The sequence below is a fragment of the Neorhizobium sp. T7_12 genome, assembly GCF_002968535.1.
In the GTDB taxonomy this organism is placed as follows: domain Bacteria; phylum Pseudomonadota; class Alphaproteobacteria; order Rhizobiales; family Rhizobiaceae; genus Neorhizobium; species Neorhizobium tomejilense.
Genome location: NZ_PVBK01000001.1, coordinates 1149011 through 1173838 on the forward strand (window position 1 = coordinate 1149011; position 24828 = coordinate 1173838).

At 61.0% G+C, this 24828-nt stretch carries 19 protein-coding genes; 7 read left to right on the forward strand and 12 right to left on the reverse strand.

All coding sequences use genetic code 11. The features are described from left to right. Positions 1-91: 91 nt before the first annotated feature. The 3 genes from glmU to C5J26_RS05690 all read left to right on the forward strand — a co-directional run bounded on the left by glmU (position 92) and on the right by C5J26_RS05690 (position 4187). Complete coding sequence (gene glmU / locus C5J26_RS05680) at positions 92-1453, forward strand: bifunctional UDP-N-acetylglucosamine diphosphorylase/glucosamine-1-phosphate N-acetyltransferase GlmU (RefSeq protein WP_105400842.1); 1362 nt, start codon at positions 92-94, stop codon at positions 1451-1453. Positions 1454-1573: 120 nt separating this feature from the next. Further along, positions 1574-3400, forward strand: a complete 1827-nt coding sequence (glmS, locus tag C5J26_RS05685) for a glutamine--fructose-6-phosphate transaminase (isomerizing) (RefSeq protein ID WP_105400843.1) — start codon at positions 1574-1576, stop codon at positions 3398-3400. Positions 3401-3491: 91 nt separating this feature from the next. Continuing rightward, complete coding sequence (locus C5J26_RS05690; RefSeq protein ID WP_046633667.1) at positions 3492-4187, forward strand: DUF502 domain-containing protein; 696 nt, start codon at positions 3492-3494, stop codon at positions 4185-4187. On the opposite strand, the gene recG is transcribed toward C5J26_RS05690, so the two are convergent. Further along, positions 4184-6289 carry an ATP-dependent DNA helicase RecG gene (gene recG, locus C5J26_RS05695; protein ID WP_105400985.1) on the reverse strand — a complete coding sequence of 702 codons (2106 nt, stop codon included), beginning with the start codon at positions 6287-6289 and terminating at the stop codon, positions 4184-4186. The genes C5J26_RS05690 and recG overlap by 4 nt on opposite strands. Positions 6290-6379: 90 nt before the next feature. Between recG and C5J26_RS05700 the strand changes: the two genes are divergently transcribed. Together C5J26_RS05700 and mfd are read left to right on the forward strand one after the other, a co-directional pair. After that, positions 6380-6709: a succinate dehydrogenase assembly factor 2 gene (locus C5J26_RS05700; RefSeq protein ID WP_105400844.1), complete on the forward strand. Its 330-nt coding sequence runs from the start codon at positions 6380-6382 to the stop codon at positions 6707-6709. Positions 6710-6720: 11 nt separating this feature from the next. After that, positions 6721-10227 (forward strand): transcription-repair coupling factor, encoded by a 3507-nt coding sequence (mfd, locus tag C5J26_RS05705; protein WP_105400986.1) that lies wholly within the window; start codon positions 6721-6723, stop codon positions 10225-10227. Here the strand turns inward: mfd and C5J26_RS05710 are convergent, their stop codons facing one another. The 3 genes from C5J26_RS05710 to C5J26_RS05720 are packed head-to-tail and all read right to left on the reverse strand — an operon-like array spanning position 10228 to position 13696. Beyond that, positions 10228-11166: a DMT family transporter gene (locus tag C5J26_RS05710; RefSeq protein ID WP_105400845.1), complete on the reverse strand. Its 939-nt coding sequence runs from the start codon at positions 11164-11166 to the stop codon at positions 10228-10230. It lies immediately after the preceding gene. A gap of 15 nt (positions 11167-11181) precedes the next feature. Beyond that, positions 11182-11853: a DsbA family oxidoreductase gene (locus C5J26_RS05715; RefSeq protein ID WP_105400846.1), complete on the reverse strand. Its 672-nt coding sequence runs from the start codon at positions 11851-11853 to the stop codon at positions 11182-11184. 37 nt (positions 11854-11890) lie between these two features. Next, positions 11891-13696 carry an extracellular solute-binding protein gene (locus C5J26_RS05720; protein WP_105400987.1) on the reverse strand — a complete coding sequence of 602 codons (1806 nt, stop codon included), beginning with the start codon at positions 13694-13696 and terminating at the stop codon, positions 11891-11893. Positions 13697-13981: 285 nt separating this feature from the next. Here C5J26_RS05720 and C5J26_RS05725 point away from each other — a divergent pair, with 285 nt between their 5' ends. Next, entirely contained in the window at positions 13982-14629 is a 648-nt protein-coding gene (locus C5J26_RS05725; protein WP_037087005.1) for an invasion associated locus B family protein, read from the forward strand. Between the two features lie 114 nt (positions 14630-14743). On the opposite strand, the gene hspQ is transcribed toward C5J26_RS05725, so the two are convergent. From hspQ to C5J26_RS05745, 4 genes are all read right to left on the reverse strand, one after another. Further along, positions 14744-15073: a heat shock protein HspQ gene (hspQ, locus tag C5J26_RS05730; RefSeq protein ID WP_046667651.1), complete on the reverse strand. Its 330-nt coding sequence runs from the start codon at positions 15071-15073 to the stop codon at positions 14744-14746. Between the two features lie 94 nt (positions 15074-15167). Beyond that, a complete protein-coding gene (locus C5J26_RS05735; RefSeq protein ID WP_105400847.1) occupies positions 15168-16091 on the reverse strand; it encodes a DMT family transporter in 924 nt (307 codons plus the stop codon). Positions 16092-16203: 112 nt separating this feature from the next. Continuing rightward, positions 16204-17613 (reverse strand): type I glutamate--ammonia ligase, encoded by a 1410-nt coding sequence (gene glnA / locus C5J26_RS05740; RefSeq protein ID WP_037087011.1) that lies wholly within the window; start codon positions 17611-17613, stop codon positions 16204-16206. 68 nt (positions 17614-17681) lie between these two features. Next, the gene (locus C5J26_RS05745) at positions 17682-18020 is read right to left on the reverse strand and encodes a P-II family nitrogen regulator (RefSeq protein ID WP_007753933.1); all 339 of its coding nucleotides are present in this window, start codon (positions 18018-18020) and stop codon (positions 17682-17684) included. 343 nt (positions 18021-18363) lie between these two features. On the opposite strand from C5J26_RS05745, the gene C5J26_RS05750 reads away from it, so the two are divergent. Further along, positions 18364-19845, forward strand: coding sequence for an NAD(P)H-hydrate dehydratase (locus C5J26_RS05750; protein WP_105400848.1), 1482 nt, complete (start codon positions 18364-18366; stop codon positions 19843-19845). Here C5J26_RS05750 and C5J26_RS05755 read toward each other — a convergent pair. The 4 genes from C5J26_RS05755 to uvrA all read right to left on the reverse strand — a co-directional run bounded on the left by C5J26_RS05755 (position 19842) and on the right by uvrA (position 24718). Further along, on the reverse strand, positions 19842-20654 hold the full coding sequence (locus C5J26_RS05755; RefSeq protein ID WP_105400849.1) for a DUF72 domain-containing protein: 813 nt from the start codon (positions 20652-20654) through the stop codon (positions 19842-19844). The two genes, C5J26_RS05750 and C5J26_RS05755, sit on opposite strands and share 4 nt — an antisense overlap. A gap of 21 nt (positions 20655-20675) precedes the next feature. After that, on the reverse strand, positions 20676-21128 hold the full coding sequence (locus tag C5J26_RS05760) for a TIR domain-containing protein (RefSeq protein ID WP_206051156.1): 453 nt from the start codon (positions 21126-21128) through the stop codon (positions 20676-20678). 142 nt (positions 21129-21270) lie between these two features. Next, on the reverse strand, positions 21271-21792 hold the full coding sequence (locus C5J26_RS05765; protein WP_105400851.1) for a hypothetical protein: 522 nt from the start codon (positions 21790-21792) through the stop codon (positions 21271-21273). A gap of 4 nt (positions 21793-21796) precedes the next feature. Beyond that, positions 21797-24718: an excinuclease ABC subunit UvrA gene (uvrA, locus tag C5J26_RS05770; RefSeq protein ID WP_105400988.1), complete on the reverse strand. Its 2922-nt coding sequence runs from the start codon at positions 24716-24718 to the stop codon at positions 21797-21799. Between the last annotated feature and the right edge of the window lie 110 nt (positions 24719-24828).

Below are 24828 nucleotides of genomic sequence, written 5' to 3' on the forward strand. Positions count from 1 at the left end.
CTTTTTGTTGCGGCCAGACATAAGGCGTTTATCGCACTTCAATCATCTTGCTGTTATGAAGCGGCAAAATGCCTGAGAAGGAGAAACCCTTATGAGCCGTTCCTGCCTTGCCGTCATCCTCGCCGCCGGCGACAGCACGCGCATGAAATCGTCGATGTCGAAAGTGCTGCATCCGATCGCCGGCCGGCCGATGATTGCTCATGTCATGGCGGCGGTGGCATCGAGCGGCGTGACTGAGGCGGCTCTGGTGGTCGGCCGTGATGCGGACGGGGTTGCCAAGGCCGGCGCGGTCGATGGTGTTACGGTTGAGGCCTTCCTGCAGACCGAGCGCCGCGGCACAGGCCATGCGGTCCTGGCGGCGAAACAAGCCATCGCCCGCGGTTACGACGACATCCTGGTCGCCTATGGCGACGTCCCGCTGGTCACCTCGGCTCCCTTCGCCGAGGCGCGGGAAAAGCTGGCCGCCGGAGCCGATGTCGTGGTGATCGGTTTTCACACCGACAAGCCGACCGGCTATGGCCGGCTGCTGGTGGAAAACGGCGTGCTGATCGCCATCCGCGAGGAGAAGGATGCGACGGAGGACGAGCGCAAGGTCACCTGGTGCAATAGCGGACTGATGGCGATTAACGGCCGCAAGGCGCTGTCGCTTCTGGAGGGCATCACCAATCAAAACGCGAAGGGCGAATATTACCTGACCGATCTCGTCGAGATCGTCCGTGCCGCCGGCGGCAAGGTCGTGGCGGTCGATGCGCCGGAAACGGAGGTTGCCGGCTGCAACAACCGGGCCGAACTGGCCGTGCTCGAAAAGCTCTGGCAGGAACGCCGGCGCCATGAGTTGATGATCTCGGGCGTCAGCATGATCGCGCCGGAAACCGTCTTCCTGTCCTATGATACGGAGATCGGCCAGGATGCGCTGATCGAGCCGAACGTCGTTTTCGGCCCGGGCGTCAGGATCGACAGCGGGGCGGTGATCCACGCCTTTTCCCATATCGAGGGTGCGCATGTGAGCGGCGGCGCGACGGTCGGACCTTTCGCGCGGCTCCGCCCCGGCGCTGATCTTTCCGCAGGCTCCAAGGTCGGCAATTTCTGCGAGGTCAAGAATGCCAGGATCGACGAGGGGGCCAAGGTCAACCACCTGACCTATATCGGCGACGCATTCGTCGGCGCCCATTCCAATATCGGCGCCGGCACGATCACCTGCAACTATGACGGCGTCAACAAGCACGAGACGCGGATCGGCGCCAATGCCTTTGTCGGATCGAACTCGTCGCTCGTCGCACCCGTCTCGATCGGCGACGGCGCCTATGTCGCCTCGGGAAGTGTCATCACCGAAAATGTCCCGGCCGATGCGCTGGCGCTTGGCCGTGCCCGCCAGGAAGTGAAGCCGGAGCGCGCGAAAATCCTCCGGGAGCGGGCGCTCGCGCTCAAGGCCGCCCGCAAGGCGCAAAAGTAGCGCGGCTATTAACATTTGCGCGTTACTTTCCGACATCGAAAGTGACCGGCGGGCCGATTGCGCAAAACCAGCAATCGGCTAGGAGTTCGCGCGGGTTCCACGAAGCGGAGAGGGTCGTTCATGTGCGGAATTGTCGGGATCGTCGGAAATTCGCCGGTGGCGGCGCGTCTGGTCGATGCGTTGCGAAGGCTCGAATACCGCGGTTATGATTCCGCCGGCGTGGCGACCATCCACGAGGGGCGCATGGATCGCCGCCGCGCCGAAGGAAAACTCTTCAATCTCGAAAAGAGGCTCGACGCCGAGCCACTGCCCGGCACGATCGGCATCGCCCACACACGCTGGGCGACCCACGGCGTCCCAAACGAGACCAATGCCCATCCGCATTTCGTCGATGGGGTCGCCGTTGTCCACAACGGCATCATCGAGAACTTCTCCGAGCTGAAGGACGAGCTGCTGGCCGAAGGGGCGGTCTTCGAAAGCCAGACCGACACGGAAGTCGTGGCACACCTGCTCGCCAAATACACCCGCCAGGGCCTTGATCATCGCGCTGCCATGCTGGCGACGCTGAACCGCGTTGCCGGCGCCTATGCGCTGGTGGTGATGTTCGAGGACGACCCGGGCACGATCATGGCCGCCCGGTTCGGACCGCCGCTTGCGATCGGCCACGGCCGCGGCGAAATGTTCCTGGGGTCGGATGCGATCGCGCTGTCGCCGTTCACCAATGAAATCACCTATCTGGTGGACGGCGACTGCGCCGTCATGACCCACAAGGGCGCCGAGATCATCGATTACGACGGCAAACCGGTGACGCGGCAGAGCCAGATTTCCCAGGCATCGGCCTTCATGGTCGACAAGGGCAACCACCGCCATTTCATGGAAAAGGAAATCTACGAGCAGCCGGAGATCATCTCCCATGCGCTCAGCCACTATATCGATTTCGCCGCCCATACGGTGAAGGCGAACGATACGGCGATCGACTTCGGCAAGGTCTCGGGCCTGGCGATCGCCGCCTGTGGCACGGCCTATCTGTCCGGCCTGATCGGCAAATACTGGTTCGAGCGTTATGCGCGCCTGCCGGTCGAAATCGACGTCGCCTCGGAATTCCGCTACCGCGAACTGCCGCTGTCGCCGTCCCAGGCGGCGCTGTTCATTTCCCAGTCGGGCGAAACCGCCGATACGCTCGCGTCGCTGCGATACTGCAAGGACAACGGCCTCAAGATCGGCGCGGTGGTCAACGTCAGGGAATCGACCATAGCCCGCGAATCGGACGCCATCTTCCCGATCCTTGCCGGCCCGGAAATCGGCGTTGCCTCCACCAAGGCCTTCACCTGCCAGCTTGCGGTCCTCGCCGCTCTCGCGATCGGCGCCGGCCGTGCCCGCGGCACGGTGACGGCGGGCGACGAGAAGGCGATGGTAAAGCACCTCGCCGAAATGCCGCGGATCATGAGCCGGGTGCTGAACGACATCCAGCCGCAGATCGAGTCGCTGTCGCGCGAGCTGTCGCGCTTCAAGGACGTGCTCTATCTCGGCCGCGGCACCAGTTTTCCGCTTGCCATGGAAGGCGCGCTGAAGCTCAAGGAGATCTCCTACATCCATGCGGAAGGTTATGCCGCAGGCGAACTGAAGCATGGCCCGATCGCGCTGATCGACGAGCATATGCCGGTGATCGTCATCGCGCCGCATGACCGCTTCTTCGAAAAGACCGTTTCCAACATGCAGGAAGTGGCGGCGCGCGGCGGCAAGATCATCTTCATCACCGACGAGAAGGGGGCGGCGGCGTCCAAGCTTCCCACCATGGCGACGATCGCGTTGCCGAATGTCGACGAGATCATCGCGCCGATGATCTTCTCGCTGCCGATCCAGCTTCTTGCCTATCATACGGCGGTGTTCATGGGGACCGATGTCGATCAGCCGCGCAATCTGGCAAAATCCGTCACGGTGGAGTGATATCCGCCGGCTTTTCCTTGCATCGCAACATCGCATCCGGCATTGTCGCATCAATGATTGCGGCAATGCTTAGGGTATGCAGGGAAACAGAATGAGCGACAGTCCAGAGCGAATATCGCTGGCCGGCCGTCTCAGGAACAACTTCCTAACCGGCCTGATCATCTGCGCGCCGCTTGCCATCACCATCTGGCTCACCTTCACCTTCATCGACTGGGCGGATAGCTGGGTCACGCCCTATATTCCGCAGCGCTACGACCCCCAATATTACTTCAACATCACCATTCCCGGCACCGGCCTGCTGATCGCGGTGGTGCTCATCACCATCATCGGCTTTCTCGGCAAGAACCTGATCGGCCGCTCGATCGTCAAGTTCGGCGAATCGATCCTGCACAGGATGCCGCTGATCCGCAGCATTTATAAGAGCATCAAACAGATCTTCGAGACGGTGCTGAAGGAACAGTCGACCTCCTTCAAGAGATGCGGGCTGATCGAGTTTCCGAGCCCCGGCATGTGGGCGCTGGTCTTCATTTCCGGCGACGCGCAGGGAGAGATCGCGGCGAAGCTCAATGCGGACGGTGAGGAAATGGTCGGCGTCTTCCTGCCGCCGACACCGGTTCCGACAGCCGGTTTCCTGATGTTCGTGCCGAAGAGCAAGATCATCATGCTCGACATGACGCCGGAAGAAGGTGCCAAACTGCTGATATCGGGCGGCCTCATCGCACCGGACTACAAGCCCGTCCCCGGCGCGCCGACCGCCGTCCTGCCGGCCCCGAAAATGCAGGCCTAGCCGGCTCTCAGGAACCGGATCGCCTCGTCGCGGCGGTGCAGATAAAGCAGCACGCGCATGTTCTGGCCTCGCTCGCTGGTGAGTTCCGGATCCCGCTCCAACAGATAGGCCGCATCCTTGCGGGCGATTTCCAGCAGGTCCGCATGCGCTTCCAGGCTGGCGATCCGGAAACCGGGCGTGCCGGACTGGCGGGTGCCGAGCAGCTCGCCTTCGCCGCGCAGTTTCAGATCCTCCTCGGCGATCAGAAAACCGTCCTCGCTATCGCGCAGGATCGAAAGCCGCGCCCGGCCGGTTTCACTGAGCGGCCCCTTGTAGAGCAGGATACAGGTCGAAGCCTCGTCGCCGCGCCCGACACGGCCGCGCAACTGGTGCAACTGGGCAAGCCCGAACCGCTCGGCATGTTCGATGACCATGATCGTCGCATCCGGCACGTCAACGCCGACTTCGACCACGGTGGTCGCGACCAGCAACCGGATTTCGCCGGTCTTGAAGGCGCTCATCACCGCGTCCTTCTCCGGCCCGCTCATCCGCCCGTGGATCAATCCGACATCACGGCCGAGTTCCCTGGCAAGAACCGCATAACGTTCCTCCGCCGACATCAGATCGGAGACATCCGACTCCTCGACGAGTGGGCAGATCCAATAGGCTTTTTTTCCTTCGCTGATCGCGCCGCGCAGCCGGGCGACAATGTCGCCGATCCGTTCGGTGGGGATGGTGACGGTCTGGATCGGCTTGCGGCCGGCCGGTTTTTCGGTGAGCTTCGAGACGTCCATATCTCCGAACGCGGCGAGCACCAGCGTGCGGGGAATGGGTGTCGCGGTCATCACCAGCATATGCGGGGAAATTCCCTTGGCCGTCAGGCGAAGGCGCTGATGCACGCCGAACCGGTGCTGTTCGTCCACCACCGCGAGCATCAGATTGTGATAGTTGATCGCATCCTGGAAGAGCGCGTGGGTGCCGACGATGATCTGCGCTTCGCCAGACGCAATCCGCTCGATGATCTGGTCGCGCTCACGCCCCTTGGTGCGGCCGGTCAGCACCTCGACCGCGACGCCCGCAGCACCTGCGAGCTTGGAGATCGTCGAATAATGCTGGCGGGCGAGGATTTCGGTTGGCGCCATCAGCACCGCCTGGCCGCCGGCCTCGACGGCCGCGGACATGGCGAGCAGCGCCACCAGCGTCTTGCCGGCCCCGACATCGCCCTGCAGCAGCCGTAGCATGCGGTCTTCGCCGGCCATGTCCTTGATGACATCTGCGACAGCCGACTTCTGGCTGGGTGTCAGCGAGAAGGGAAGGCCGGCGATGATCTTTGCGGCGAGATCGCCCTTGACGCGGATCGGCTGGCCCGGGACCTTGCGCACCCTCTGGCGCACCAGCGACAGGGACACCTGGCCGGCGAGGAACTCGTCATAGGCGAGCCGCCGGCGGGCAGGGGCCTGCGGATCGATATCCGCCGCATCGCGCGGATCGTGCAGCCCGCGAAAGGCCTCCGCCACCGAAGGAAAACCCTGGCGCAAGGCCAGCGCCGCATCGGCCCATTCCGGCAGTTCCGGCATGCGGGCCACGGCACCGTCGATCGCCTTGCGCAGCACTTTCGGCGTCAGGCCGGCCGTCATCGGGTATACCGGTTCCACCAGTGGCAGATTTTCAGCCTCGGAGGATTTGACGATGAAATCCGGGTGCACCATCGAGGGCCGGCCGTTGAACCAGTCCATCTTGCCGCTTACCATCACCATCTCGTCGATCGGCAGCGACTTTTCCAGCCAATTGCCTTTGGCCCGGAAGAAGGTGAGCGCCAGTTCGCCCGTATCGTCGTGCAGGAAGACGCGGTACGGCATGTTGGACTTGCCGGGCGGTGGCGGCTGATGGCGGTCGACCCGGCCTTCGATGGTGACAATGGCGCCCTGTGGCGAAAGCGCGATGCCCGGCCGGTTGCGCCGGTCGATCAGCGAGGAGGGAGCATGGAAGAGCAGATCCACGACGCGACAATCGTCCGGGTCCTCGCGGCCGGTGACGCGGGCGATCAGTTCGGCAAGCTTCGGCCCGACACCGGCAAGCGAGGCGACGGGCGAGAACAGCGGATCGAGTATGGCGGGACGCATGGCGCGCAAAATGCGATGGATTTTGCCCATTTGGCAAGGTGACGAGGGCGGAAAAGCGTCCTATATGAACGGCAAAACAAGGACACGGCCATGACAGGACTATCCCGCACCAGCGCGGATCTCGACCCGCGCCGCAGGCGCATCCTCTATCGCTGCTGGCATCGCGGCATCCGGGAAATGGACCTGGTTCTCGGGAGTTTTGCGGAATCCGAGATCGGCAAGCTCGGAGAAGCCGAACTCGACGAATTCGAAGCGATCATGGGCGAGGACGACCACGACCTGCATGCCTGGATCACCGGTGCTCAAATTTTGCCCGAGCACAGGAAGACGCCGCTTTTCGCGCGTGTCGCTGCCTATAACCCGGATTTCGATCCCGTCACCAAGGCTTCCCTGGAAGCAAGGCTCGGGCACAAGATATGAATTCTGGCCCGATGATTCCCGGATTCGACGCGAAGAAGATCGCCGCGGCGCAAACCCCGCTGACCATAGGCAACGTGCCGCCGGGCATGGAGCCGCTGATCCTTGCCGAGCTCGCCCGCGCCGGCCAGGCGGTCGCCTATGTCATGTCGGACGGCCAGCGCATGTTCGATCTGGAGCAGATGCTGACCTTCGTGGCGCCGGAAATCCCGGTCCTGACACTGCCGGCCTGGGACTGTCTTCCCTATGACCGCGTCTCGCCGAGCGCCGACGTTTCCGCCCGCAGACTGGCTGCGCTGTCGGGCCTCATCTCGCATGCCAAGAAGCCGCATGCGGCGATCGTGCTCGTCACCGTCAATGCCATGCTGCAGAAGATCGCTCCTGCCGAGATCATCGAAAGCCTGGCCTTCTCCGCCAAGCCGGGCAACCAGATCCGCATGGACGATATCGCGGCGCGACTGGAGCGCAACGGGTTCGAGCGCGTCGCGACGGTTCGTGAAGTCGGCGAATTTGCCGTGCGCGGCGGCATTCTCGATGTCTTCGTGCCGGGGACGGAAGAGCCGGTACGCCTCGATTTCTTCGGCGACACGCTGGAATCGATCCGCTCGTTTGACCCCGCCAGCCAGCGCACCACCGGCCAGGCGCGTGCCCTCGACCTCAATCCGATGAGCGAGGTGACGCTTACACCGGACACGATCAGCCGCTTCCGCAAGAACTATCTCTCCCTCTTCGGCGCCGCGACCCGCGACGACGCTCTCTATCAGGCAGTCTCGGAAGGCCGACGTTACCCTGGCATGGAACACTGGCTGCCGCTGTTCTACGACGGTCTCGAAACCGCCTTTGACTACTTCAAGGGTTTCCGGATCGTCACCGACCACACGGCGCGCGAAGCGGCCGGCGAGCGTTCGAAATTGGTGCTGGACTATTACGAGGCACGGCGCGACAGCGGCGCCCAGGGCAAGGGTGCGGCCGCCCAGGCGGCGCCCTACAAGCCGGTTTCACCAGGGCAGCTCTACCTCGAAAGCAAAGCCTTTGCCGCAGCGCTCGACGCTGCCAACGCGGTGCGCCTGACGCCGTTCAACGAGATGGATGCGGAAGGTCGCCGGGTGGTGACTCTGGATGCGCATGCCGGTCCGCGCTGGGCGAAAAACCAGACTGAGGAAAAGGACCGCGACGAACGCGTCAACGTCTTCGACCTTGTCGTCAAGCATATCGCCGACAAGCGCGCCGAGGGCGCCAAGGTTCTTGTCACCGGTTGGTCCGCCGGCTCGCTCGATCGGCTGCTGCAGGTGCTCGACGAGCGCGGGCTGAAGCGCATCAACCAGATCGACAAGCTTGCCGATCTCGACAAGCTGGAAAAAGGCGAGGCGGCTTCTGCGGTCCTCAGCCTTGAAGCCGGTTTCGAGACGGGCAATATCGTCGTCATCGGCGAACAGGACATTCTCGGCGACCGCATGGTTCGCCGCGGCAAGCGCCGCAAGCGCGGCGCCAATTTCCTGACCGAAGTCGCCGGCCTCGACGAAGGTTCGCTGGTCGTCCATGCCGAGCATGGCATCGGCAAATTCGTCGGCCTGGTGACGATCGAGGCCGCCGGCGCCCCGCGCGCCTGCCTCGAACTCCACTATGCCGACCAGGCAAAACTCTTCCTGCCGGTCGAGAATATCGATCTTCTGTCGCGCTATGGCTCGGATGCGGCGGAAGCCCAGCTCGACAGGCTCGGCGGCGGCGCCTGGCAGGCCCGCAAGGCGAAGCTCAAGAAACGCCTGCTCGACATGGCGGACGCGCTGATCCGCATTGCCGCCACCCGCATCACCCGCCGCGCGCCGGTTCTGACCACGCCGGAGGGACTCTACGACGAATTCGCCGCCCGCTTTCCCTACGATGAAACCGAGGACCAGGCGACGGCGATCGATTCCGTGCGCGACGATCTCGGCGCCGGCCGGCCGATGGACCGCCTCGTCTGCGGCGACGTCGGTTTCGGCAAGACGGAGGTGGCGCTGCGCGCTGCCTTCTTCGCGGCGATGAACGGCGCGCAGGTCGCGGTCGTCGTGCCGACCACGCTTCTCTCCCGCCAGCATTTCAAGACGTTTCGGGAGCGTTTTCGCGGTCTGCCGATCAAGGTCGAGCAGGCCTCGCGGCTGGTGCCCGCCAAGGAACTCGCCCAGACCAAGAAGGACATTGCCGACGGCAAGGTCGATATCGTCGTTGGTACCCATGCGCTGCTTGGCGCCGGCATCCAGTTCGCCAATCTCGGCCTGCTGATCATCGACGAGGAACAGCATTTCGGCGTCAAGCACAAGGAACGGCTGAAGGAGCTGAAGAGCGACGTGCATGTCCTGACGCTTTCGGCAACGCCTATCCCGCGCACGCTGCAGCTCGCCATGACGGGTGTACGCGAACTGTCGCTGATCACCACGCCGCCGGTCGACCGCATGGCGGTCCGCACCTTCATCTCGCCCTTCGATCCGCTGGTCATCCGCGAGACGCTGATGCGCGAACATTATCGCGGCGGCCAGAGTTTTTATGTCTGCCCACGTTTAGCAGACCTGCCGGAAATCCAGGCTTTCCTCCAGTCGGACGTGCCGGAACTGAAGGTCGCGGTTGCCCATGGCCAGATGGCGGCAGGCGAACTCGAAGACATCATGAATGCCTTCTACGACGGCAAATACGATGTGCTTCTGTCGACGACCATCGTCGAATCCGGCCTCGACGTGCCGACCGCCAATACGCTGATCGTCCACCGCGCCGACATGTTCGGCCTGGCGCAGCTCTATCAGCTCCGCGGTCGTGTCGGCCGTTCCAAGGTGCGCGCCTTCGCCCTCTTCACGCTACCGGTCAACAAGCAGCTGACGACCACCGCCGAGCGACGCCTGAAAGTGCTGCAATCGCTCGATACGCTCGGTGCCGGTTTCCAGCTCGCCAGCCATGACCTCGACATCCGCGGCGCCGGCAATCTGCTCGGCGAGGAACAGTCGGGCCATATCAAGGAAGTCGGCTTCGAGCTCTACCAGCAGATGCTGGAGGAAGCCGTGGCGGAGGTGAAGGGCGACGACGAGATCACCGATACCGGCTGGTCGCCGCAGATTTCCGTCGGCATCACGGTGATGATCCCGGAAAGCTACGTGCCCGACCTGCATCTGCGCATGGGCCTCTACCGCCGTCTCGGCGAAGTCACGGAACTGTCCGAGATCGACGGTTTCGGCGCGGAAATGGTCGATCGTTTCGGCCCGATGCCGGTCGAGGTGCAGAACCTGTTGAAGGTGGTCTACATCAAGTCTCTCTGCCGCAAGGCCAATGTCGAGAAGCTCGATGCCGGCCCGAAGGGCATCGTCGTCACCTTCCGCGACAAACAGTTCCCGAACCCCGCCAATCTTGTCGGTTATATCGCCAAGCAGGGGACGCTCGCCAAGATCCGCCCAGACCACAGCGTCTTCCTTACCCGTGATCTGCCGTCTCCCGAAAAGCGGCTGACAGCCGCCGCCCAGGTGATGACCCAGTTCGCCGAGTTGGCCAAATCGTGATTATGTGTCGGATTTGTTGTCGGGAACGGTAACGACGGCGGCTTGCTGATCCGTCGCGACGGACGCGGGCAGGCGCACGTCGCGTGCCCGCTCGCGGGCGAGCGTCAGGAGGCCGGAGCCGATGATCAGCATGATGCCGATCAACATCGGCAGGTCGACCCTGTCGCCGAAGACGAGATAGCCGAACAGGATGGCCCAGAGCATCTGGCTGTATTGGGTCGGCCCGATCACCGCGGCGGGCGCATAGTTGGCGGCATACATCAGCCAGACGGTGGCCAGTGCCGCCAGCAGGCCGTATCCGGCAAGCATGACCCATTGCGGAAGGGTCGGCCAGTGGAAGTCCGGGATCATCAGGATGCCGAGGATGACGAGAACGCCAAGGACCCCGGCGCCGTAAAGCGAGATGTGCTTCTCCGATGGCCCGACGGCGCGATAGACGATGATCGAGATCGCCCCGGAAATTCCGGCAAAAACCGCGCCGACATGCCCGATCGAAAGCTCGCGGAAACCGGGGCGCAAAATGATCAGAACGCCGACAAAGCCGATGATCACGGCGCTCCAGCGCCGGATGCCGACCGTCTCCTTGAGGAACAGCACCGACATGATCGTCACGAAGGACGGCAGCAGGAAGATCAGCGCGAAGGCTTCCGCCATCGACAGGTAGGTGAAGGCCGCAACACTGCCGATCGTCCCGACAGCCGCGGAGAAGAAGCGCAGGACCCATAGAGGCCGGTTGGTGCTTCGCACCACGTCGAGCCAGCTGTCGCCTGGTTTCATGAGATAGGGAAAACCGGCGAGCATGAAGACGGCGCCGAAAAAGCCCATTTCATAGGGCGTCAGCGCGCCCTCGATCATCTTGACGCTGGCATCGCTCCAGGAATAGGCGGCAAACGAGGCGAAGGCGAGAAGGACGCCTTTGAGGGTCTGGTCGGTACGCACGCGGTCGGTCCGTTCTCAGATCATGCCCTTGCGGGCTTCCGCCTTCAGCTTGGCGATTTCTCGCAGCGCATTGGCAAGCACATCCGGCGTCTGGGCACCGCTCACCGCATACTGCCCGTCGATGATGAAGAACGGCACGCCAGTCACGCCCATCTTCTGGGCGGCCTCGATCTCCCCAAGCACGGTGTCCTTGTCGGCGTCGCTTGCCAGAAGGTTCTCGATGACCTTGCGGTCCAGGCCTGATTTTTCGGCGATATCGGCGAGCACTGCGTGGTCGCCGACATTGCGGCCTTCCTCGAAATTCGCCTTGAACAGGGCGGTCGCGACCTTGTCCTGAATTTGGCGATCTTCGACGATCGCCCAATGCAGCAGGCGATGGGCATCGAGCGTGTTGGGGCCGATCTTGATCGCCTCGAAATTATACCTGATGCCGACCTCTTCGCCGAGTTTCGTCAGCATCTCGTGGGCGCGTCCGACGGCATCCCTGCCGCCGAGCTTGGCGGCAAGGTCGGCCTGATGGTCGACGCCCTCGGGCGGATGGTCCGGATTGAGCCGATAAGGGCGCCAGTTGATATCAACGCCGATCTCGTCCTGCACTTCGGCGACCGCCAGTTCCATCCGCGCCTTGCCGAGGTAACACCAAGGGCAGACGATATCCGAAACGATGTCGATGGTTACGCGCTCCATGGCGGCGTCCTTTCTTCGGTAACCGGAAGAGACCGGATTATTGCGCTCGCTTATCCCACCAGGTGTTGAGCTGGTAGCCATAGAGCGGGAGCTTTTCCGGATAACCGATATGCTTGCGACGCGCCACCCACTGATCGGGGATATGATAGAGCGGAACGAGATAGTGACCGGAAATCAGCATCCGGTCGTAAGCCCGCACCGCGGCCTCGAAATCCTCCTTGCTTCGAACGTTCAGCATGGTCTCGATCAGCTTGTCGAGATCGGGGTCCGCAGTGCCGGCAAAATTGAAGCTGCCGTCGCGATTGCGGGAATCCGATCCCCAGCGCCCGGCTTGTTCGATGCCGGGCGATAGGGACGCGGGATAGGATTTGACGATCATGTCATAGTCGAAATTGCCGGAACGGGCCTGATACTGCGCATCGTCGACGGTGCGGATCGACATGTCGACGCCGATCATTTTCAGCGTCCGCTGATAGGCGATCGCGAGCTTTTCCTGGTCCTGGGTCTGGGTCATGACCTCGAAGGTCAACGGCCTGCCCGAAGCGTCCGTCATCCTGCCGTTCTTGATCGCATAACCGCCCTTCCTGAGAAGATCGACCGCATCGCGCAACACCTTGCGGTCCGCGCCGGAAGCGTCGGTCTTCGGCAGATGATAACTGCCGTCGAGCACAACCGGTTCGATCCTGTTCTTGATGGGTCCGAGGATCTTGAGCTCCCGCTCGTCCGCCGGCTTGCCGAGCGAGGAGAGGGGCGAGTTCTGCCAGAAGCTCTCGGTGCGGGTATAGGCGCCCTCGAAGAGGTTCTTGTTGGCCCATTCGAAATCGAAGGCGAGCGATAGGCCGGCGCGCACGTTCACGTCGGCGAAGAGCGCTCTTCTCGTATTGAACACGAAACCGAGCATGCCGGTCGGCAGCTGCGGCTTGAACGCATCCTTGATCACGTCGCCGTTCTGGACCGCCGGGAAATCATAGGCCCGCGCCCAATGTGTCGGGCTGCCGTCGGGATAGATGTCGATCGCGCCCTTCTTGAAGGCCTCGAACAACGTGTTGTCCTGCAGGAAATATTCGACGCTGATCTGATCGTAATTGTCGAAACCCACCTTGGCCGGAATATCCTTGCCCCAGTAACCCGGATCCCGTTCATAAACGATGCGTTCTCCGGGCGAAATGGACTTGATCCGGTAAGGCCCGGAACCGACCGGCGGCTTTAGCGTCGACTGATCGAAGGTGGCCGGATCGGTTGCGTGTTTCGGCAGGATCGGGGTGCCGGTGGCGAGGATCAACGGAAATTCCCGGTCGGCCTTTTCGTTGAAGGTCAGACGGACGCCGTGCTCGCCGACCTTCTCCATTTTCGCGACGGGCGCCAATCGGGACGAGTATGGAATGCGGGCCTTGTCGCGCAACAGTTCGAACGAAAAGATCACATCATCCGGGGTAACCGGTTGGCCATCCGACCATTTCGCCTTCGGATTGAGATTGAACTGGATGAAGGTCCGGTCGTCATTCCATTCGACACTCTCGGCCAGCAGACCATAGAGCGTGAACGGCTCGTCGCTGGAACGGGTCATCAGCGATTCGAAGATAAGATTGCCGAAAGCCGGGTCCCAGATGCCGCGCGCCGAGGTGCGCATGCTTTTCAGGATGAACGGATTGAGGCTGTCGAACGTGCCGACGACGCCATAGGTTACACGCCCGCCCTTCTTCACGTCCGGGTTCACGTAAGGGAAATGTTTGTAGTCGGGGCCGAGCGCCGGACTGCCGTGCATGGCTATCCCGTGGACCGGTTCGGCAAGGGCCGGGGTGCCGATAAGAAGCGCGGCGATGAGGGGAAGAAAGCGTCGCATGGAACCCATGGCGGTGAAATCCTCGCTGATTCGCCTGCAAAATAGCGCATGCAATGAGGCCAACCAACCGCCGCGATATGCAAAAGAGTGATCGCCGACGTTAACTCCTTGTCAAAAAATACGAAAGAGGGACTGGATATCGATGTCCGCCCGATGTAACAGGTTGGCCACACGGGCGGGTCATTCAATTGCCTCATTTGACCGACAGGTCACAGGCAGTAGGACACCCCGAGGGAGTTGACGGCGTCTGCCGTACCCAGCGGATTTCAGGAGACGGATCTCGTTATGATGCTTAAGGCAACCCAAGTTCTGCGGACGGCGATGTCCGCTCTCGCTCTTTCGGCCGGCGCAGCAGCGCTGCCGGTCGCAGCCCTTGCACAGGATGCTCCGGCCGCGGCCGCTCCTGGTGCACCGCCGCTCGGCTGGTTCAAGACCTGCACCAAGCAAGACGACAGCGATCTCTGCGTCGTGCAGAACATCATTGCGGCCCAGAACGGCCAGCTCATCACCGCCGTCGGCCTGATCACGGTGGAAGGCAAGGTCAACCGCAAGATCATGCAGGTTTCGGTCCCGACCGCGCGCCTCGTGCCGCCCGGCATCGTCATGCAGATCGACGGCGGCAAGGGCCAGAAGCTCGATTACATCGTTTGCCTTCCGGACAAGTGCACCGCCGAAGTGCCGCTGACCGACGCCATGATCGCTAGCCTCAAGAAGGGCGGCGAGGTGGTCTTCACGTCGATCAACTTCCGCCGCGCTCCGAACCCGATCAAGGTTCCGCTCACCGGCTTCACCGGCGTATTCGACGGTCCGGCCATGCCGCAGGAACAGATCGCTCAAAGCCAGCGCAGCCTCGAAGAAGGCATGCAGCGCAAGGCGGAAGAGACCCGCAAGAAGCTGGAAGACGCCCAGAATTCTGCAAAGCAGGGTCAGTAAGTTCCAGTCGGAACCAAACAGCTTAAAGCCCGGCCAAGCGCCGGGCTTTCTGATTCCGGACATAAAAAAGCGCCGGCAGAATGCCGACGCCTTTCCGGGTCTTGCGAATTCGGGTTAGTGGGCCAGTATGATCTTGGGCTTCAACTGACCGGATGGGCCGCGATCGAAGATCTGGTAGACCTGCGGATTGCGCAGCGGGGCATCGTTTTCGTCATGTTCCAGGTTCTGTTCCGAGACATAGGCGACATACTCCGTCTCGTCATTCTCCGCGAGGAGATGATAGAAGGGCTGGTCCTTGTTCGGCCGGATTTCTGCGGGAATGGAATTCCACCATTCTTCCGTATTGGCGAATTCCGGATCCACATCGAACACGACGCCCCGGAACGGAAAGACCTTGTGGCGGACCACTTCTCCGATGGTAAATTTAGCGTGGCGTTGTTTCATGGTGCGATGTCCTTTCGCATCCTAATGTGGGAATAAAATTCTCCGACATCAAGAGATTAATGCAGACCGGCCCGCTTCGTTCCACGGGATAGACTTAAGACTTAGTCAGCCTCCGCGGCCGGGTCGTCGCCAGAACTATGCCGCCGAGCACCAGAACGATGCCGACCGCGTGATATCTTTCAAAAGTCTCACCGAGGAATATCACCGCCATGACGATAGAGACCGGCGGCATCATGTAAAGCGTCACTCCCGCCGTCGCCGGGCCAAATATCCTCACCGTATGCTGAAAGCAGTAGAACGCTGCAAGCGAGGCAAACAGGATGATGCCGGCAATCTTCGACCAGGCTGAAAACGTCCTCGGCAGCAGTCCGCCATGGAAGAGTTCCCAGAGCGCCGGGGGCAGCAGCAGGAGCGACCCGGAAAAGCCGATCAGCCCGAACAGCGTGAATGGCCGGATCGCCTGGGCTGCCGGGCGGCGCAGCAGGAGCGAATAGACCGCAAAGGAGATCGCCGCCACGAGCATGCCGAGGTCGCCGACATTGAAATTCATGTGCGCCAGGGCGCCGACGTCGCCCCGCAGCACGATCGCCGCCACGCCGGCGAATGCGACCGCCATGCCCAGAAGCTCGCGGCCGCCGATCCGGCGGCCGGAAAACTGCCATTCGAAAAGGATGATGAACAGCGACGAGGTCGTGTAGATCAGCGTCGCGTTCGATGCCGTCGTCAGTGTCAGCGCCCAATAGACGAAGCCGCCGCTGATGCCGATGCTCAGGAAACCCAGCCACAGCCAGAGCCAGGTATGCCGGCGCACAAAGGTCCAGGCTGCCGCCCAGTCGAGATACAGCAGCGGCATGATGATCAGCGTTGCTCCGGCCCAGCGGATGAAGGCGGTGATGAACGGCCCGATCTCGCCGATCACGCCGCGCCCGAAGATCAGGTTGCTGGAAAAGAACACGGGCACGAGCGCGAAGATCACCCAGTCGATCGGGCGCGGTTGTGGAGAGTTGGGGGAGGTCATCGGCACACCGGCAATGGAGGCGCAAGCCACAAGGCTCGGCGAAATGGAAAACGGCGGGCTTGCGGCCCGCCGTTCTTAACGCAGCCAAGCGCGGAAATCGCGCCCAGTCGGATCAGGCCGAATAGTACATGTCGAACTCGACCGGATGCGGCGTCATTTCGAAGCGCATGACTTCCACCATCTTGAGCTCGATATAGGCGTCGATCTGGTCGTCGTCGAAGACGCCGCCGGCGGTCAGGAACTTGCGGTCGCGATCGAGGTTTTCGAGGGCTTCGCGCAGGGAACCGCAGACGGTCGGGATCTTCTTCAGTTCCTTCGGCGGCAGGTCGTAGAGATCCTTGTCCATGGCCTTGCCGGGATGGATCTTGTTCTTGATGCCGTCGAGGCCGGCCATCAGCATGGCGGCAAAGGCAAGATAGGGGTTTGCCAGCGGATCCGGGAAGCGGACTTCGACGCGCTTCGACTTCGGTCCTGTGCCGAAGGGAATGCGGCACGAGGCCGAGCGGTTGCGAGCCGAGTAAGCGAGCAGAACCGGCGCTTCATAACCCGGGACGAGACGCTTGTAGGAATTCGTCGTCGGGTTGGTGAAGGCGTTGATCGCCTTGGCATGCTTGATGATGCCGCCGATATAGAAGAGGCAGCTCTCGGAAAGGCCGGCATATTCGTCGCCGGCGAAGGTCGGCTTGCCGTCCTTCCAGATCGACTGGTGCACGTGCATGCCTGAGCCGTTGTCGCCGAAGATCGGCTTCGGCATGAAGGTCGCGGTCTTGCCATAGGCATTGGCGACCTGGTGCACGACATACTTGTAGATCTGGATCTTGTCGGCGTTGCGCACCAGGGTGTCGAACTTGACGCCGAGCTCGTGCTGGGCGGAAGCCACTTCGTGGTGATGCTTTTCGACGACCACGCCCATTTCGGCGAGCACGGTCAGCATTTCGGAGCGCATGTCCTGCAGGCTGTCGACCGGCGGAACCGGGAAGTAGCCGCCCTTGACGCGCGGACGGTGGCCGAGATTGCCGGTCTCGTAGTCCGTGTCGTCGTTGGACGGCAGTTCGGACGAGTCGAGCTTGAAGCCTGTGTTGTAAGGGTCGGCCTTGTACTTGACGTCGTCGAACACGAAGAATTCCGGCTCCGGGCCGACAAATACCGTATCGCCGATACCGGATGCCTTCAGATAGGCTTCGGCCTTCTTGGCGGTGCCGCGCGGATCGCGGTTATAGGCTTCGCCGGAAATCGGATCGAGGATGTCGCAGAAGATGACCATGGTCGACTGGGCGAAGAACGGATCCATGTGGACCGTCGCCGGGTCGGGCATCAGCACCATGTCCGACTCGTTGATGGCCTTCCAGCCGCCGATCGAGGAACCGTCGAACATGACGCCATCGGCGAACATGTCCTCATCGACGCAGACGACGTCCATGGTGACATGCTGCAGCTTGCCCTTGGGGTCGGTAAAGCGCAGGTCCACGAACTTGACGTCGTTTTCCTTGATTTGTTTCATGATTTCGCTTGCGCTCGTCATATGGCCTCCTCGATGTACGATGACGATGAAACCCCGGCCTTTGGCCCTAGGGCGTTTATTGGGGGCGTTTAGATGGCGTCCACGCCCGTTTCACCGGTGCGGATGCGGATGACTTCCTCCACATTGGAAACGAATATCTTGCCGTCTCCAATCCGTCCAGTCTGTGCCGCATTGCGGATGGCTTCAATGACGGCATCCGCGTTCTCGTCCGCCAGGACGACCTCAACTTTGACCTTCGGCAGAAAATCGACGACGTACTCCGCGCCGCGATAGAGCTCGGTATGGCCTTTCTGGCGGCCAAAGCCCTTGGCTTCGGTCACTGTGATCCCCTGCAACCCGACCTCCTGAAGGGCTTCCTTCACTTCGTCGAGCTTGAAAGGCTTGATGATCGCTTCGATCTTTTTCATGAGAAACTATATCTCCGCTTCTCTCTTGAAGCAGGCCGTTACCCGCTCGCACATGCCAATGCAGTTATCGTGCCAAACTCAGACGATACTTTCAAAAAAATAATGCGGTTTTGCCCTAATTCCCTACAAAACAGCAGCTTCAGTGACAAAATTGCTTCCGTTTTTCTCACAATTGGTGCGTTGCGGCACAAGAATCGGAGTTTTTTGAAGTTTTCCCGTTATTTAAGCATTGTCGAATATGAAGCGGGTGAGGATTTAAAATTAGGCATTTGCACAATTTTTTGCCTATTTGAAGGGCGAGACGGCGCTTGTTTTCTGATCATCTTTCCGTTCAATTGCGCCTATGGATGCTTCGCTTGTCTCATTGCTTCTGACACCCGACGAGATGGCAGCGGCGGACGCCGCTTCCGCCCGATCCGGCATTCCGTCGTTCGATCTGATGGAGCGGGCAGGGCAGGCGGTTGCGGCGGCCGCACTCCGGCAATTTCCCGGCGCCTTGCGTTTTGTCGTGCTCTGCGGCCCCGGAAACAATGGCGGCGACGGATATGTGGCGGCCCGCGTGCTTGGCCAAGCCGGGGCTCCTGTTCGCGTCCACCATCTCGGCGACCCGCAGAAGCTGAAGGGCGATGCCAGGCAGGCGCGCGAGCTCTGCGACCTGCCGTCTGAACCGCTCCAGGCCTATCGGCCGGTGGCGGGCGACGTGGTGGTTGATGCGCTGTTCGGCGCCGGCCTGACGCGCGACGTGCCCGACATTGTCGCGGATGTGATCCGCTGGGTTGGCGAGGCGCGGATACCGGTTATCGCGGTCGACCTGCCTTCCGGTCTCTGCGGAAGGCGTGGCGTACCGCTCGGCGCCGCCTTCCAGGCCGCCCATACGGTCACCTTCATGACCCGCAAGCCGGGCCACCTGCTGCTGCCGGGAAGGTCACTCTGCGGCGACGTCCAGGTTTTCGATATCGGCATTCCGGCTCGCATTATCCGTGAGGTTGCCGGCGGGACGAAGGAAAACGGCCCCTCGCTTTGGCGCGAACTCCTGGCTGAACCGGGGAGCGAGACCCATAAATACCGCCGCGGACATCTGGCCGTGTTTTCCGGGGAGGCCGGCAAGACCGGAGCGGCTCGGCTTTCGGCGACGGCGGGCCTGAAGGCAGGGGCAGGGCTGGTGACCGTCGGTTCGCCGAGCGCCGCCATGCCGGTCAACGCAGCCTCGCTGACTGCGATCATGCTGCATCCGGTCGATACGGTGAAAGATCTGGAAAACTGGCTCGGTTCGGCAAAACTCGCCGCCTTCGTGCTCGGACCAGGATTTGGCATCGGCAAGAAGGCGAGGCAGTTCGCGCTGGCGCTGAAGGATCGCCCGCTGGTGCTCGACGCAGACGGGATCACCTCCTTCAAGGAAAAGCCTGCGGACCTGTTCGAGGCCTTTGCCGGCTGGGAGCCCCATCTGGTGCTGACGCCGCACGAGGGCGAATTCGCCCGCCTGTTTCCCGACATCGCCGCGGATGACAACCTGAGCAAGGTGGAAAAGGCGGTGAAGGCCGCGAACCGAGCCCACGCTGCCATTGTCTACAAGGGCGCCGATACGGTGATCGCCAGCCCCGACGGACGCGCCTATATCAATACCAACGGGCCGCCGTGGCTCGCGACTGCCGGTTCCGGCGACGTTCTGGCCGGCGTGATTGGCGCGTTACTCGCCCAAGGCATGCCCGCCTTCGAGGCAGCCGCGGCCGGCGTCTACCTGCATGGCGAAGCCGGCAAGCGGGCGGGCAGGGGCATGACGGCCGAAGATCTCGCCGTCCATGCCGGCATCTTCCTGGATCCCTAGCTTCGGCTTTCCAGGAGTTCGCGCATGGCCATCGCGCCATAGGGCGCGTTCACCTTGCCCTCGTGGATGAAGAAGGCGAAGACGTCGCGCGGCTCCTTCTTCGGCTTGTGTTTGTCATCGACCAGCGGCAGGTCGTCCGGCACGCTGCCTTCTGCCCAGGTTTCCAGCCTTTTCGCCCAGGCTTTCATATCCTCTTCTGCATAACAGGTCTTGATGTCGTCCGACCCCTTCTGCAGGCGCGCGTAGACGAAATCCGCCGTGACATCCGCGATCATCGGATAGTCGAAATGATCGGCACAGACGGGCGCGATGTTGTATTTCGAAAGCAGAGCGATGAATTCCGGCACCTTGAACGTGTCGTTGCGGACCTCAACCACATGGGTCAGCTTCAGCCCGTCCAGCTTGTTCGGCAGCAATTTCAGGAAGGCCTCGAAATCATCCGCTTCGAACTTCTTGGTCGGCGCGAACTGCCAGAGCAACGGCCCGAGATGGTCGCCAAGCTCGGTCAGGCCCTGGGTCAGGAATTTCTCAATCGATTCTCCCGCTTCGGCCAGGACCTTGCGGTTGGTGGTGAAGCGGCTCGCCTTCAGCGAAAAGATGAAGCCGTCCGGCACCTCCGATGCCCATTTGGCAAAGGTCTCGGGCTTTTGCGACCCGTAATAGGTGCCGTTGACCTCGATGACCTTCAGCTTGCTGGCCGCGTATTCGAGCTGTTTCTTTTTCGCCAGTTTTTCAGGATAGAATGTGCCTTCCCACGGCTCGAAGGTCCAGCCGCCGATGCCCGTGCGTATTGTGCCGGCTTTGGTCATGAATTCCCCCTCTAAGATCGATCATTTTTCAATCAAGGATTCTCGTTTCAGTACGTCCCTAATCTGCTCAAAGCAGGCAGCGATGTTTCCTTTCGGGAAGCGAATTTGCCCAAGACCAATGATATTTGAAAATTCTTCGCATCCATCCTCAAGAAGTACGATCGCCTTTCTCCATCCCAGGCGGCCCTGGAATAGGCCACATTCGTGAACAACGTTCTCGCGCGCACGGAAGGTGCCGTCATCACGGAGATCTTCTGCAGTCATAATAAGGAATGCAAACCCACATGAATCCAGCATATCTCGTAACCGCTCTTGCGTATTTAGACCGGCGGCTGAAATTCTATTGAACTCTTCGTACTCCAACCCAAGTTTATCTCGAACAAAGTCTTTTAAAATTCTCCATTGCTCTGACCGGCCGTGTCCAATGAAAATTCGATTTGAATTTATAACTGCAGAGAACGGTGCTGCCGTCAAAGTGACAATTCAATTATTCCTCGTAGGATTTTAGAAAGCTCTCTTGATTTTCGTAAATTCACATCAAAAGACTGGATCGCAGAAAAATATTGTACGTGAGCTGGTACAAAGCTACCTTTAGAAATCTCTTCTGAATCCCTCGTCATTCTTGGGGTTTCTTGGATTTGCTAGTGATATAGTCTGAGAATCTGAAAGGCGATATATCCTCATTAATTCGCTTCACATATCGCCCAACCGATCCAATGTTGGCAACTTCAAGTAACCCCAGTGCTTGGTCGCGGATATCTAAAAGATCAGAGGCAAGATCCTCCGCGTGACTATGGCATTCCTGAAGTATTCCTTCACCGATCTCGCCAAAAACAAACTTCTGTATTTCCGGCCTTGAATAGGTAATCCAGTTAGGATTGCGCGAGCCATTAAATCCCAGGACGAAGCCCCATTCCACGTCAAAACTACGGCCACCGGGAGGAGCTTCGAAATCTCGATAGTAGGTTGACGAGTGATCGCCGAACCACGACCGAGAATGTGCTGCTTCGAGCTGTTCTAATTTCGATTTATATAACTCAAGCCTTTCACCGCTCGTTGGCAGCAATTTTCTAGCCGCCAACTCTATGGCTCTGGCCTCGAAATCCTTGAGCCGTTCAAGCAATACAGCAATGTCCACAAGTCTACTCCGCCGCTTCGACCTTCTTGACCGGCCGCCGCTCCAGCAGTTCTTTCAGGAAATGGCCGGTATAGGACCGTTTTTCCTTGACGATCTGCTCGGGCGTGCCGGCCGCGATCACTTCGCCGCCGCCGGTGCCGCCTTCCGGGCCGATATCGATGATCCAGTCGGCCGTCTTGATGACCTCGAGATTGTGTTCGATAACCACCACGGAATTGCCCTGGTTCACCAGTTCCTGCAGCATTTCCAGAAGCTTGGCTACGTCGTGGAAATGCAGGCCGGTCGTAGGCTCGTCGAGGATGTAAAGCGTGCGCCCCGTCGAACGTTTCGACAACTCCTTGGCTAGCTTGACGCGCTGCGCCTCGCCACCCGAAAGCGTATTGGCCTGCTGGCCCACCTTGATATAGCCGAGGCCGACATCGAAAAGCGATTGCAGCTTGTCGCGCACCGCCGGCACCGCCGAGAAGAACTCGACGCCTTCCTCGACCGTCATGTCGAGCACGTCGGCGATCGACTTGCCCTTGAAGGTGACGTCGAGCGTCTCGCGATTGTAGCGCTTGCCGTGGCAGACGTCGCAGGTGACATAGACGTCTGGCAGGAAGTGCATCTCGATCTTGATGACGCCGTCGCCCTGGCAGGCTTCGCAGCGGCCGCCCTTGACGTTGAACGAGAAACGGCCCGGCTGGTAGCCGCGGGCCTTTGCCTCCGGCAAGCCGGCAAACCAGTCGCGGATCGGCGTGAAGGCGCCGGTATAGGTGGCGGGGTTTGAACGCGGCGTCCGACCGATCGGTGACTGGTCGATGTCGATCACCTTGTCGATATGTTCAAAACCGTCGATCCTGTCGTGCTCGGCCGGGATTTCGCGGGCGCCCATGACGCGGCGCGCGGCGGATTTGTAAAGCGTCTCGATCAGGAAGGTCGACTTGCCGCCGCCGGACACGCCTGTCACAGCGGTGAACACGCCGAGCGGAATGGCTGCCGTGACATTCTTGAGGTTGTTGCCGCGGGCGCCAAAAACCTTGATTTCCTTACCCTTTTTCGGCTTGCGGCGCTCGGCCGGTACCGGCACGCCGAGCTCGCCCGACAGATATTTGCCGGTCAGCGATTTCGGATTGGCCATCACCTCGTTGGGCGTGCCTTCGGCCACCACCTGTCCGCCATGGATGCCGGCTGCCGGGCCGATATCGACGACGTAGTCGGCACTCATGATCGCGTCTTCGTCATGCTCGACAACAATCACCGTATTGCCGATGTCGCGCAGGTGTTTCAGCGTGTCGAGCAGGCGGGCATTGTCGCGCTGGTGCAGGCCGATCGACGGTTCATCGAGCACGTAGAGCACGCCGGTCAGGCCGGACCCGATCTGCGAGGCAAGCCGGATGCGCTGGCTTTCGCCGCCGGAGAGCGTACCGGAATTGCGCGACAGGCTGAGATAATCGAGGCCGACATCGTTCAGGAACCGCAGGCGCTCGCGGATCTCTTTCAGAATGCGGACCGCGATTTCGTTCTGCTTGGCGTTCAACTGTTCCGGCAGCACCTCGAACCAGTCGCGCGCGATCCGGATCGACATCTCGGTGACCTGGCCGATATGCAGCTTGTTGATCTTTACGGCGAGTGCCTCCGGCTTCAGGCGATAGCCGTTGCAGGCCGGGCAGGGCGCCGCCGACATATACCGTTCGATCTCCTCGCGCGCCCAGGCGCTGTCGGTTTCCTTCCAGCGGCGCTCGAGGTTCGGCACGATGCCTTCGAAATTCTTGACCGTCTTGTAGGAGCGGGCGCCGTCGGCATAGTGGAATTCAATCTTTTCCTCGGTGCCTTCGAGGATGGCCCTCTGCGCCTCCGCAGAAAGCTCGTTCCAGCGGCTGGACAGCTTGAAATCGAAAACCTTGCCCAGTGCTTCGAGCGTCTGATTGTAATAAGGCGAGGTGGATTTCGCCCACGGCGCAATCGCGCCGTCGCGCAGCGTCCGGGCAGGCTCCGGCACGATCAGCGCTTCGTCCACCTTCTGCTGCGAGCCGAGCCCGTCGCAGGTGGGGCAGGCGCCAAAAGGATTGTTGAACGAAAACAGCCGCGGCTCGATTTCCGAAATCGTGAATCCGGAAACGGGGCAGGCGAACTTTTCAGAAAACAGCACCCGTTCGTGCGTCTCGTTGAGGGATTTGTTCGCGGATCCGCCGGCCGAAGTCTCTTCCGGCGGCAGCGGCTTGTCGGTGAACTCGGCGACCGCCAACCCGTCTGCCAGTTTCAGCGAGGTTTCAAGGCTGTCCGCCAGGCGCGCGGCAATATCGGAGCGGACCACGAGCCGGTCCACGACGATATCGATATCGTGCTTGTATTTCTTGTCGAGCGCCGGAACGTCGGCGATCTCGTAAAACTGGCCGTCGACCTTGACGCGCTGGAACCCCTTTTTCATCAGGTCGGCGAGTTCTTTTTTATACTCGCCTTTGCGCCCGCGGATCATCGGCGCGAGAATATAAAGACGCGTGCCTTCCTCGAAGGCGAGGATGCGGTCGACCATCTGGCTGACCGTCTGGCTTTCGATCGGCAGGCCCGTCGCCGGCGAATAGGGCACCCCGACGCGCGCAAAAAGCAGGCGCATATAGTCGTAAATTTCGGTGACAGTGCCGACCGTCGAGCGCGGATTGCGCGACGTCGTCTTCTGCTCGATCGAGATCGCCGGGGAAAGTCCGTCGATCTGGTCGACATCCGGCTTCTGCATCATTTCCAGAAACTGGCGCGCATAGGCCGAAAGACTTTCGACATAACGCCGCTGGCCTTCTGCGTAGATCGTGTCGAAGGCGAGCGACGACTTGCCGGAACCGGACAGGCCGGTCATGACGATCAGCGAATTGCGGGGCAAATCGAGATCGATCCCCTTCAAATTATGCTCGCGCGCACCACGTATGGAAATGCTCTTCAGTTCGCTCATCTTCATGCTCTCGGGAGGATCGAAGGCCCTTATGTAGTGATTGATCCACGACTGTCGAGACGAAACTGCTGCCATGCAACGCCGTTCCCGAGTCGGTTGACAGCACTATA